11 protein-coding genes and 1 riboswitch are annotated in these 12,096 nt (G+C 34.5%); of the genes, 9 read left to right on the top strand and 2 right to left on the bottom strand.

Annotation, left to right across the window (positions count from 1 at the left end):
* Nucleotides 1-31 precede the first annotated feature (31 nt).
* Entirely contained in the window at nt 32-1,015 is a 984-nt protein-coding gene (gene guaC / locus QN089_RS15185; protein WP_068457104.1) for a GMP reductase, read from the bottom strand.
* A 341-nt stretch (nt 1,016-1,356) separates the two neighbouring features.
* Between guaC and QN089_RS15180 the strand changes: the two genes are divergently transcribed.
* The 8 genes from QN089_RS15180 to gltP all read left to right on the top strand — a co-directional run bounded on the left by QN089_RS15180 (nt 1,357) and on the right by gltP (nt 10,417).
* Nucleotides 1,357-2,796: a hypothetical protein gene (locus tag QN089_RS15180; protein ID WP_285215635.1), complete on the top strand. Its 1,440-nt coding sequence runs from the start codon at nt 1,357-1,359 to the stop codon at nt 2,794-2,796.
* A gap of 128 nt (nt 2,797-2,924) precedes the next feature.
* Nucleotides 2,925-3,111, top strand: a riboswitch (Lysine riboswitch).
* Nucleotides 3,112-3,231: 120 nt separating this feature from the next.
* Complete coding sequence (locus QN089_RS15175) at nt 3,232-4,083, top strand: transporter substrate-binding domain-containing protein (protein ID WP_285215634.1); 852 nt, start codon at nt 3,232-3,234, stop codon at nt 4,081-4,083.
* A 65-nt stretch (nt 4,084-4,148) separates the two neighbouring features.
* On the top strand, nt 4,149-4,937 hold the full coding sequence (locus tag QN089_RS15170) for an amino acid ABC transporter permease (protein ID WP_068457112.1): 789 nt from the start codon (nt 4,149-4,151) through the stop codon (nt 4,935-4,937).
* Between the two features lie 14 nt (nt 4,938-4,951).
* Complete coding sequence (locus QN089_RS15165; protein WP_141272369.1) at nt 4,952-5,689, top strand: amino acid ABC transporter ATP-binding protein; 738 nt, start codon at nt 4,952-4,954, stop codon at nt 5,687-5,689.
* A gap of 288 nt (nt 5,690-5,977) precedes the next feature.
* Nucleotides 5,978-6,598 (top strand): CAP domain-containing protein, encoded by a 621-nt coding sequence (locus tag QN089_RS15160; protein ID WP_165442632.1) that lies wholly within the window; start codon nt 5,978-5,980, stop codon nt 6,596-6,598.
* Nucleotides 6,599-6,771: 173 nt separating this feature from the next.
* Nucleotides 6,772-8,046, top strand: a complete 1,275-nt coding sequence (locus QN089_RS15155) for a sensor histidine kinase (protein ID WP_068457121.1) — start codon at nt 6,772-6,774, stop codon at nt 8,044-8,046.
* A 2-nt stretch (nt 8,047-8,048) separates the two neighbouring features.
* Entirely contained in the window at nt 8,049-8,948 is a 900-nt protein-coding gene (locus QN089_RS15150; RefSeq protein ID WP_285215633.1) for a response regulator, read from the top strand.
* A gap of 197 nt (nt 8,949-9,145) precedes the next feature.
* Nucleotides 9,146-10,417, top strand: a complete 1,272-nt coding sequence (gltP, locus tag QN089_RS15145) for a glutamate/aspartate:proton symporter GltP (protein ID WP_269465197.1) — start codon at nt 9,146-9,148, stop codon at nt 10,415-10,417.
* Between the two features lie 108 nt (nt 10,418-10,525).
* On the opposite strand, the gene QN089_RS15140 is transcribed toward gltP, so the two are convergent.
* Nucleotides 10,526-11,287: a glucose 1-dehydrogenase gene (locus QN089_RS15140; protein ID WP_285215632.1), complete on the bottom strand. Its 762-nt coding sequence runs from the start codon at nt 11,285-11,287 to the stop codon at nt 10,526-10,528.
* A 152-nt stretch (nt 11,288-11,439) separates the two neighbouring features.
* On the opposite strand from QN089_RS15140, the gene QN089_RS15135 reads away from it, so the two are divergent.
* Nucleotides 11,440-12,033 carry a class I SAM-dependent methyltransferase gene (locus tag QN089_RS15135; RefSeq protein ID WP_068457133.1) on the top strand — a complete coding sequence of 198 codons (594 nt, stop codon included), beginning with the start codon at nt 11,440-11,442 and terminating at the stop codon, nt 12,031-12,033.
* Nucleotides 12,034-12,096 lie beyond the last annotated feature (63 nt).

Below are 12,096 nucleotides of genomic sequence, written 5' to 3'. Positions count from 1 at the left end.
TGTAAGCTGCTTTATACATTGGTTGATACGATTAGTAAACTTTGTCACCGTTGAAAATTGAGTTTTTAACGATTACATAATCAACTGTACGGATAGCATCTAGTTTTGTACCACCAGCGTAAGAAATTGATGATTGAAGATCTTGTTGCATCTCAACTAATGTATCTTTTAAAGCACCTTTGTGCTCCACATACATTTTCTTACCTTCAACATTTTTCTTTTCACCTTTTTGGAATTCAGAAGCTGAGCCGAAGTATTCTTTTACTTTTTTACCATCGACTTCAACTGTTTTACCAGGTGATTCTTCATGACCTGCGAATAATGAACCAATCATAACCATTGAAGCACCAAAACGAATTGATTTTGCGATATCGCCATGTGTACGAATACCACCATCTGCGATAATTGGTTTTGTTGCAGCTTTTGAGCACCAACGTAAAGCTGCTAATTGCCAGCCACCTGTACCAAAGCCTGTTTTGATTTTTGTAATACATACTTTACCTGGTCCGATTCCTACTTTTGTAGCGTCAGCGCCAGCATTTTCAAGTTCACGAACTGCTTCAGGTGTACCAACATTACCCGCGATTACGAATGCGTTTGGTAGTAGACCTTTGATGTGTTGGATCATGTTGATGACTGCATTTGAATGACCATGTGCAATATCAATTGTAATGAATTCAGGTGTTAAACCTAAAGCAGCTAATTCTTCTACGAATGTATATTCTTCTGGTTTTACACCTACGCTAATTGAGGCGATTAAACCTTTTGATTGCATGTCTTTAATAAAGCCAATACGTTTTTCAGGGTTGAAGCGGTGCATAATGTAGAAGTAACCATCTTCTGCTAATTTTGTAGCAATTGTTTCATCAATGATTGTTTGCATATTTGCAGGAACAACCGGTAATTTAAATTTATGTCCACCAAGCTCGATTGTTGTATCACACTCCGAGCGGCTATTTACGATACACTTTGCTGGTACTAATTGAATGTCTTCATAATCAAATACGTTATCCATTGTTTAAAATACACTCCTAAAAGCGAATATTATTTTTGTTGGGACTATAAATGTTCGTCCTTTGGTAATTTACCTCATTTTCAAAGTCATGTCAAAGGTTTTGTGTATAAATATTTAGAAAATTTTTGATGTTCACACAAATTGAACAATTTAAGACTTGTAAATGCTTTCATTTTAAGTTATAAAAACGAATAAAATACGTGGAAGTATGAAACTATCAAGACGAAGTGATAACAATATGATAAAATTAGAATTTAAAGAGTAGTAAAATATATACAGTTATTGATTGCTTTATTCATAGATTGAAATACGGAAAGAGCAAATGAGAAAGGAAGTTAGTCATGCGACAATTAGAAATAGAATTACGTGAACTTTTAATTGGTGCACCACCGATTAAAATTATGACAGAAGAAGAGATGGAAGAATTCGGAGAGATTGTAGATGCACATCGCGAAATCTCTTATGGACAAGTTGAAGTGTCAGATGAAGGGAAAATTACATCATTAATTATTGATTTAGAAGCCATTTTAGAAAATAATGATGTATCTTTAGATGAATATGAAGAACTATCAGCTGAAGATTTAAAAGAGATTGCTCAAGATTTTGTAGATGAATATGGTCAAAAGAATTTACAGTTAACTTCTTTTTCTGAGTGGGGCGATCAAACTTTTTTATTAACTTTTGAGGCAATGGATGTGCAGTATCAAATCCCACTACCTGATTCAGGTGCAACAATTGAGATGAATAAACAAGGTTTTGTATTATCCGCAACATTCAATCAATCTTATTATCAATTAACACATCCGAAACTTACAGTCGATGCAGATGTGGCATTGATGATTTATAAAAATAGAATGTTAGTTGAATTAGCTGCTTTCCAACAAGAAGATGAAATTCGATTAATGTACTATCCTAAAAATTTAAATGAAGTAGTTGGCGCAAATGGAGATATTATTTCATTAAATCAATTTTTAGAGAACGGTCCTGTTGAATTAGAAAAAGTTCCACCTGTTATGGAAATGTATGATGAAACAATTTTGTTAGGTATTACACCGGATATGAATAAAGTTGAAGAAGAAAATACAGTTACATATGAACAATCTGACCAACATTATGTTAAATTCGATATGTCTGATGAACATCAATTGATTATTGATTCTACTCTGCCATTCAAAGAAGGGGACGAATACACACTAGATGAACTTCGTAAACGTGCAATTGCCTTTTTAGAATCCAAAGTAGGAAATGTGTCTGAACATTATTTATTAGAAGATGCATTCGTTGAAGAAGATTTAGAAGATGATGAAGATGATGAGTTAACAGAAGAGGAAATTGAGATGTTAAAAGCTCTATCAGCAGAAGATGGTGAGGATGAAGAGGAAGATGACGAAGATGATTCTTATGCTTTCGAACCATTTGTGACTTTTACATTCCACCGTTACATTAATGGCATTCCACTAAGTGAATATACAGCAAATATTGATATGGGTATTTATTCAGGTCGTGTAACAGATGCAGTGATTCCAATGTTAAAAGAAGAGCATATTGAGAATATGTCAATGGAACCAACAATTACATTAGAAGAAGCAAATGAAATTTATAAAGACTCCATTAAGATGGAATTAGCACGTGTTCCATATGAAGATGAAGAATTTACAAAATATGAATTATGCTATGTTGTAAAAGAAAAAGAAGTGGGACAACGCATTGAGAGAATTGATGCAGAGAATGGAAATATTTTTTATTATGATCAATTAGACGATATTGAATACGAAGAATAAATACATAAATTTTTATTTTTAAATAAAAAATTTATATTTTTCTTTTTTTCAGTATATTGACATAAAATAGTCTATAAAGTAGACTATTGTTAATTATAACAAACGAATATGACCTCACATTGATACAATTGTGAGGTAGAGGCGCGATATTTATTAGTAAGTAGCGGAGTACGAGAATACAAAGATGCTACTTAGAAGGAGATGTCGCCGAAGTGTATGGTGGGTTCTCAACATCATATGCTGGGTCTGCAATTAATAGTTGCAGGACTGTCTTACTTTTTTTACCCGAATAAAGTAAGTTGAGCTATCTCAATTGGGCAATGATGAGGATTTTTAGAAGGACTATACCAAAAGGTCTGGAGAAGTATCTCATCCACCTTTTGTTATAGTCCTTTTCGTTTTCACAATGGGAACATATTTAAAGGAGAGGTACAAATGAAAAAATCATGGGGAATATTTACAGCACTATTACTTGTGCTTGTAGTTGCACTAGCAGGATGCGGCTCAGGAGATTCGGAAAAATCGGAATCTTCAGGCGGTAAAGAAAAAGAAAAATTTACAGTCGGTATGGAAGCAGGCTATGCACCATTCAACTGGACACAAAAAGATGACGCGAACGGCGCTGTAAAAATCGAAGGCAATGCAGAATATGCAGGCGGTTATGATGTACAAATTGCTAAAAAAATCGCAGATAGCTTAGATCGTGAATTAGTGATTGTAAAAACAGAGTGGGATGGTTTAATTCCAGCACTTATTTCAGGAAAAATTGATGCAGTAATTGCAGGGATGTCACCAACAGAGGAACGTAAAAAAACAATTGATTTCTCAGACATTTACTACACTTCAAATCTTGTAATGGTCGTGAAAAAAGGCGGTAAATACGACAATGCTACATCAATTCAAGATTTCAAAGGTGCCAAAGTAACAGGTCAGTTAAATACGTCACACTATACAGTAATTGATCAAATTGATGGTGTACAAAAACAACCAGCTTCAGATAATTTCTCAGCAATGCGTGTAGCACTCGAATCAGGAAAAATTGATGCATATGTGTCAGAACGTCCAGAAGGTTTATCTGCTTCAGCAGCAAACGACAAATTTAAAATGATTGAGTTCAAAGACGGTTCAGGTTTCAAAGCTGATAAAGCAGAATTTTCAATCGCAGTTGGTGTGAAAAAAGGTAGTGAGTTAGCAGAGCAAGTGAATAAAGCATTAGCAGGTATTTCAGAAGAAGAGCGTCAAAAGATTATGGAAACAGAGATTAAAAACCAACCAGCAGCAAAATAGAACGTACGTGGCTACCGACTGTCTTGTTTAGTCGGTAGTTTGTGTTTTTATAGGGGGAGAACGAAATGAGTCTAGAATGGCTATTTGAAATTGCTAAAGATAATTGGCAAATGTTTTTACGTGGCGCAGGAATGACGATGTTTATTGCCACCGTCAGTACCATTCTGGGGGCAGTCATCGGATTATTAATTGGGGTAATTGATACGATTCCAAAAACAAAATCAGCATTTAAAATGACCGTGTTAAAAATTATTCGTGTCATCTTACGAATCTATGTAGAATTCTTCCGTGGCACACCGATGATGGTACAAGCGATGGTTGTATTCTACGGATTCCCATTGATTATGCAGTCAATTAAAGAATCAATCGGAACTGATTTTGGTGTGACAGGTGATATGAATCGTACAGTTGCGGCAGTATTAGTTGTCTCGCTGAATACAGGGGCTTACATGGCAGAAATTGTACGTGGTGGTATTGTCAGTGTGGATAAAGGACAATTCGAAGCAGCACAAGCAATTGGTATGAATCACTGGAAAACGATGATTCATGTTGTATTACCACAAGTTTTACGCAATATTTTACCAGCTACAGGTAACCAATTCGTTATGAATATTAAAGATACATCTGTATTAAATGTAATCGGGGTAACCGAGTTATACTTCGTCACAAAGTCAATTGCAGGTGCGAACTTTAGATACTTTGAATCGTTCTTCGTAGCATGTTTAATCTATCTAGTCTTAACGATTGTTGTGACACAGATTCTACGATTCTTTGAACGTAAATTAGGTGGCACAGCCAACTATCAAATGTTAGATATTCCGCAGCCTAGAAGAGCTGAAGGACCAATGAAGTAGGGAGGGAATTTACATTGAGTACAGTCATTAATATTAAAAATTTAAGTAAATCCTTCGGGTCACATGAAGTCTTGAAGGACATTAACTTTTCAGTTGAAAAAGGAGAAGTTGTGACCGTAATTGGTTCTTCAGGTTCAGGTAAATCTACATTATTACGTTGTTTGAATTTACTTGAAACACCAGATGGTGGTGAAGTGAATTATGAAGGTCAAAATGTATTAACACATATGGAAGATGTGAATGAGTACCGAACAAAATTAGGAATGGTGTTCCAACAGTTTAATTTATTTAATAACTGCAATGTTTTACAAAACTGCACATTGGGACAAATTAAAGTATTAAAACGCTCAAAACAACAAGCAGAAGAAATTGCGAAAGAATATCTAGATATCGTGGGGATGGGCAGATATATTAACGCAAGACCAGCTCAATTATCGGGTGGTCAAAAACAGCGCGTGGCGATTGCGAGAGCTTTATCTATGAAGCCGACTGCATTATTATTTGATGAACCAACTTCAGCACTTGATCCAGAGATGGTCGGTGAAGTATTAAAAGTCATGAAAAAATTAGCAGAAGCAGGTTCAACAATGATTATCGTAACGCATGAAATGGAATTTGCGCGTGAAGTATCGGATCGTATTGTTTTCATGGATCAAGGTGTGATTGTTGAAGATGGAACACCAGATGAAGTATTTAATCATCCAAAACATGAACGAACAAAAGCCTTTTTACAACGTACGTTTAAAAACTAAGGGTAGTATTTTATTATAATTAAGAAAGAATTGTGCTAAATCAGCATGATTCTTTTTTTATTTTAAAATTGTAAAACCTTGCTCTATCAAGGATATCATCACTTTTTATACAAAATACTTTCATAAAAGACATAAATTGTTGTTTAGGGAATGGCAAATTAGTCAAAAATATTAACACATCCTAAAACAACTTAGAAAGTGGTGAGTGCGATTTTAGTAAATAAAAAATATGTTCGATTGTATATTAGTTTATTACTACTATGTTTTCTTATGATTCCTTCTCTCTCTATGGAAGGTAATCCACAAGCAAAAAAAGAACAACTGCTTATTTATGTGAATCAGGCAACGACCATGTATAAAAGTAAAGGAAAAGGAAAATATAAATCGAAATTATCGCCAAGTATTTATAAGCAATATAGTAAGTCTGGTAGCTGGGTTAAGGTGAAAAATAGTAAGACACAAAAATATGTATGGATTAAAAATGTAAAAAGCCTTTCAAAACTACCTACTAAGACGAATGCAACAATGGAAAAAGAAATTGTGACATTAGTGAATAAAGAACGTAAAAAACGTGGAATTTCCTCTCTAAAAGTAGATACATCATTAAAAGAATACACACATTTTAGAAGTAATGATATGGCAATGGTAAATTATTTTGGTCATAGCAGTCCAAAATATGGACGCTGGGCAAACTTTCTTTATACAGGGGAATATAAATTTTCATTTGCAGGTGAGAATCTAGCAGCGGGGTACATGACTGCGAAAGATTTTGTACAAGGATGGATGGATTCACCAAGCCATAAAGCAAATATGTTAAATCCTCGATTTAAAAAGATTAGCGTAACAGTAGTAAAAGGTACAAAAAATAGTGACTACCCTACTTATGCTACACAATGGTTCGCTAAATAAGATGAGCATAAGAAAAATTGGAATCGTGCTGTAGCATGGTTCCAGTTTTTCGTTGCGAACGCTAAAAAATAAAAGTGAAATGTTTGTCCAGCCGGTTTTGTTTTATGAAATAGTAGAGAATTATAAAGAGGCAGTGGTAAACTGAAGAAACAATGGGGATAAAGGAGAAACTAATGAATAAAAGAGTTAATCAGATATTTCGTTTTGAGTGGGTCTGGATTATATTAATAGCTGTATTTACAGCAATCAGTAGTGAAATTAAACTCTCTCCATTTAGTGGCGAAAATTTCCGTTTTGGCATGGGGAGTATTGTATTCTTTTTAATGTTACTTATTCGTATGCCAAAGCGTTACATACTAACGGGTATAGTTACAGCATGTATTGTTGTTGGATTCCGTATATGTTTTCCATTAGAACAAGTGCCGAACACGACAATTTATGATCGATTCATTGAACATTATCCAGCAGGTGCTTATTATTTCATATATGTAATAGGTTTTCATTTTTTAAAGCTTAAAAATTTTATTGGACAACCTTTAAAATTAGGTTTTTTAGCGACATTTTTAGAAATACTAAGTAATAGTATCGAGCATCTATTACGTATTTTAACAACAGATGGTTTAACGAGTAGTTTACAAGACTGGTTACTACTTGCAGCAGTTGCTGTATTTCGTAGTTTCTTTGTTGTGGGGTTATATAGCTCTGTCTTGTTATCTGAACAGAAAAAAAGATTGGAAGATGAGTTCGCGGTAGGATCAGGTTTATATATTGAAACACTTTATTTACAAAAATCCATGAACCATATTGAGCAAATCATGGCAGATAGTTATGATTTATATCGTGTATTAAAAAAAAGCGAACAAAGAGAATTTAGCCAAAAAGCTTTGCACATTTCTCAAGAAATTCATGAAGTTAAAAAAGATTCACAGCGTATTTATTCGGGCTTATCTGCAATTACACAATCACGTGATTATACACATTATGATTTATCCGAAGTAATAGAAGTAGCTATAGAAGGAAATCGTAAATATGCTCAACATTTAGAGAAAGAAATTACAATTTATACAACCGTGAATGTGAATTTTATTGTAAAAGAGCAAATGCTTTTTTTAGCGATTATTAATAATGTACTTGCGAATGCAATCGAAGCAATTAAGAAAAAAGGAAGTATCTCATTTATTATTAATGAATTAAACGATTCAATTTATATACAAGTAAGAGATTCAGGTAAAGGTATTTCAGAAGAAGATCTGCAATTAATTTATGAGCCTGGTTTTACAACTAAATTTAATGACAAAGGTGTCGCGGCAACAGGAATCGGTTTATCGCATGTTCAAGAGGCGATTCGTTTATTAGAAGGAGAGCTTCGTGTGCAATCGGTTATAGGAAAAGGTACAACATTTACAATTAAAATACCAAGGAGCAAAATTGAGCAGAGGGGCGAATAATAGTGCGTTATTTTATAGTAGATGACGATGCGGCAAGTCGTCGTATGTTAAAAACGATTATTTTAGAAGAAGAAATGGGTGTAATCGTCGGTGAGGCAGATAGCGGTGAATCGGCTATTCAAAAAATTATCGCAAGTGATCCAGATGTTGTATTAATGGACTTACTGATGCCACATTTAGATGGAATCGAAACAATTGATGAATTGCAAAAGCATGGATTCAAAGGAACGTTCATTATGTTATCTCAAGTTGTAAATAAAGAGATGGTGGGAGAGGCATATGAAAAAGGTGTCGAATTTTTTATTCATAAGCCGATTAATCGTATTGAAGTGCATAGTATCTTAAAGAGAACGAGTGAAAATTTAATTTTGAAACAATCACTTATGACAATTCGAAAATCAATTATGAACTTTGAAGAAAGTACAAATACAGAAAATTATCGTAATTTAAAAGATATTGCGCTTTCTATATTAAATGATATGGGTATTGTGGGAGAAGTAGGAACAGACGATATTGTAAATATGCTGACGTATTTAGCTGAACAAGAAGAACATTCGATGCAACTTCCACCATTAAAAGAGTTATATGAAGCAGTAGCACGTAAAACAAAAATTAATCCACTTGAGATTCTAAAAGAGAGTAAAGCCATCGAACAGCGTATTCGTCGTACGGTTGGTGCAGCAATGAATAATATTGCAACATTAGGTGTAGTAGATTATACGAACCCAGAATTTGAATATTATGCGCCACGTTATTTTGAATTCTCAGAGATTCGTACGGTGATGAAGGCGATTCAAGACGAAACAACCCCTAAAAAAGTGAAGATTAATGTGAAAAAGTTCTTACAAGTACTCTATATCGAATCAAATGAAAAATTTAACAATAATTCTAGTAAAATGTAATTCGGAAATCGTTTTCATATCAAAACAGCATAATAGTCACCTCAATGATAAGGAAAATATATGTTTTTGAACTTTTTTTGAAAATTTTATCTAATTAAAATGTCGGATAATGTCGGAAAATTAAGGTCAACCATAGAATAAGATTATAGTTTTTAAAAATTCATGAAAAAAACTAATATAATCTGAGAGGTGACTCATTGATGAAGAAGTTTAAATTAGGTCTAGCATGGCAGATTTTAATCGGTCTTATTTTAGGTGTTATTGTCGGTGCTGTATTCTACGGAAATGACAACGTAACTAAATATCTTCAACCATTAGGTACAATCTTTATGAACATGATCAAAATGATCGTCGTACCTATTATCATTTCAACTTTAATTTTAGGTGTAGCTGGTACTGGAGATATGAAGAAGCTTGGTAAACTAGGTTTAAAAACAATCGTTTACTTTGAAATTATCACAACAGTAGCTATTTTAATTGGTTTACTAGCAGCAAACATTTTCAACCCAGGTGCTGGCGTTGATATGGCTCATTTATCTAAAGGTGATATTTCTCAATATCAAACAACTACAGAAGAAGTGAAGCATGGTGGTTTTGCGGATACGATTATTAGCGTCGTGCCAACAAACATTGTAGCAGCAATGGCTAGCGGTAATATGCTTGCAATCATCTTCTTCTCAGTATTATTTGGTTTAGGTGTGGCAGCAATTGGTGAACGTGGTAAGCCAGTCTTAGCATTCTTCTCTGGTGTAGCAGATGCAATGTTCTGGGTAACAAACACAATCATGAAATTCGCTCCAATCGGTGTATTTGCATTAATCGCTGTAACAGTTTCAACGTTCGGGGTAAAATCATTAATTCCATTGTCGAAATTAGCAATCCTTGTCTATGTAGCGATGGCATTCTTTATTTTCGTTGTATTAGGACTTGTAGCAAAAATGGCGAAAATCAGCATCTTCAAGTTAATCAAAGTGTTAAAAGAAGAGTTGATTCTAGCTTATTCAACATCAAGTTCTGAAACCGTTTTACCACGTGTGATGAAAAAGATGGAGAATCTTGGTGCTCCAAAAGATGTTGTATCATTCGTTATTCCAACAGGTTATTCATTTAACTTAGATGGTTCAACCTTGTACCAATCAATCGCAGCCATTTTCATTGCACAAATGTATGGCATTGATTTATCAATCACACAACAAATTACATTAGTATTAACATTAATGGTTACTTCTAAAGGTATTGCAGGTGTACCTGGCGTATCATTCGTTGTATTATTATCAACACTTGGCGCTGTAGGTATTCCAGTTGAAGGTTTAGCATTCATCCTTGGTATTGACCGTATCCTAGATATGGCTCGTACAGCTGTAAACGTAGTAGGTAACTCATTAGCGTCATTAGTAATGGCTCGTTGGGAAGGTCGTTTCGATCAAGAGAAGTACGATAACTACTTTGAAAACCAATCAAAAGCATAATACAGTATTTATATAGTGAAAAAGGAGAGTACTCATATCGAGTGCTCTCCTTTTCTAATTTATGAATTGTAATATTTATTTCAGGGTATATGACTTAAATAGTCTGGTTTAGTAAGCGCTCCAACCTGAATCGGCAGCAATGGCTACACCATTAATAAGAGATGATTCATCTGAAGCAAGGAAGATTGCGATATTCGCAACTTCTTCGACTGTTCCAACACGAGGCATCATACTCACACCACGCGTTGCGACTTCTAAACCGAATTGGTCCATCTTACTCATATTCGCAGCGAATTTTGTTGCGATTTGAGCAGGTGCAATCGCATTACAACGGATGTGATGTGGTCCGTATTGTGAAGCGACGTTCTTTGTCATACCAACAACTGCGTGTTTCACAGCTGTATAGGCTAAGCCGCCACGACCACCTGTTAAACCAGAGATAGAGGCCATATTAACAATCGTACCGCCACCCTGCTCAACGAAGTGAGGAATTACTTTTCGCATGGCACGCATGACACCAGTTAAGTTAATATCAATTACACGATTCCATGTATCATCTTGAACATTACCAGCCGCTTGCATCTCATCACCAATGCCAGCATTATTCACAAGAATATCGACTTTACCATAGTGAGCAATGGTATCATCTACCATGCGTTGAATATCATCTTCAGAAGCTACATTCACTTGAACGCCAAAAGCATCTAATCCTTCTTTTTGAAATTCTGCAACTGTTTCGCGTAAGGATTCGTCATTAAAGTCAGCAATAACGACTTTTGCACCTTCTTTTGCGTAACTACGTGCAATTTCCTTACCGATTCCAGAACCACTACCTGTAATGATTGCAACTTTATCATTTAATCGTGACATTGTTCTTCACCTTTTCCTATTTTATAGTTAAGATAGATTACGCAATCATTATATGTAACGATATTTTAAAAGTAAAGTATTTACAGTTGAATGATTCGATCATCTATTATAGATATAAATTTAAGTCTTTTAATCACAGTGGAGGGTTAGCAATGAATATGTGGCAAGATCGTTTTGATACAGATGGTTATGTGTACGGTATCGAGCCAAATGAGTTTGTAAAACAATATTACAAAGTATTTAAGGGAAGTAAGAAAATCGGTGCTTTTGCAGAGGGAGAAGGACGAAACGCTGTTTTCTTATCAATGCGAGGATTTATGCTAACTGCTTTTGATTTTGCACAAAGTGGTTTAAGTAAAACGAAGAAATTAGCTTCTGAAAATCATGTGCATGTCGCAACAAGATTAACAGACCTTATTCATGATGAAACACCAATTGAAGAGTTTAATGGAGCTGTTATGATTTTTGGGCATTTCCCCAAAAAATATCAAAAGCTCATTTTTGATAAAGTAGTAAAATCAGTCACGCCAGGTGGCATGATTATGATGGAGCTGTATAGTGAAGAACAATTACATTATCAAACAGGCGGACCAAAAGATATCGATTTATTATATAATCCACAAGATGTTTTAGAGTGGTGTAGTGACTATAAGATTAAACATTTTTATGTTGGTGAAGTAGTACGCAATGAAGGCACGCTACACACGGGATTAGCGCATGTTATACAATTCATTATTCAAAAATAGATTGTCTTTATAAGGCAATCTATTTTTATTTACTCTTTATTTCCTGGGAAATTGTGATACAAT

Source organism: Kurthia sp. YJT4, assembly GCF_030219945.1.
GTDB classification, from domain to species: domain Bacteria; phylum Bacillota; class Bacilli; order Bacillales_A; family Planococcaceae; genus Kurthia; species Kurthia gibsonii.
The sequence above is the reverse complement of the archived record's forward strand: the minus strand, read 5'-3'. Positions and strand labels throughout refer to the sequence as shown.

Excerpts from the sequence above, each read along its gene's own strand:
- guaC (WP_068457104.1), bottom strand. The coding sequence starts at position 1,015 with ATGGATAACGTATTTGATTATGAAGACATTCAATTAGTACCAGCAAAG.
- QN089_RS15135 (WP_068457133.1), top strand. The coding sequence starts at position 11,440 with ATGAATATGTGGCAAGATCGTTTTGATACAGATGGTTATGTGTACGGT.
- QN089_RS15180 (WP_285215635.1), top strand. The coding sequence starts at position 1,357 with ATGCGACAATTAGAAATAGAATTACGTGAACTTTTAATTGGTGCACCA.
- QN089_RS15140 (WP_285215632.1), bottom strand. The coding sequence starts at position 11,287 with ATGTCACGATTAAATGATAAAGTTGCAATCATTACAGGTAGTGGTTCT.
- QN089_RS15160 (WP_165442632.1), top strand. The coding sequence starts at position 5,978 with ATGGAAGGTAATCCACAAGCAAAAAAAGAACAACTGCTTATTTATGTG.
- QN089_RS15155 (WP_068457121.1), top strand. The coding sequence starts at position 6,772 with ATGAATAAAAGAGTTAATCAGATATTTCGTTTTGAGTGGGTCTGGATT.
- QN089_RS15175 (WP_285215634.1), top strand. The coding sequence starts at position 3,232 with ATGAAAAAATCATGGGGAATATTTACAGCACTATTACTTGTGCTTGTA.
- QN089_RS15170 (WP_068457112.1), top strand. The coding sequence starts at position 4,149 with ATGAGTCTAGAATGGCTATTTGAAATTGCTAAAGATAATTGGCAAATG.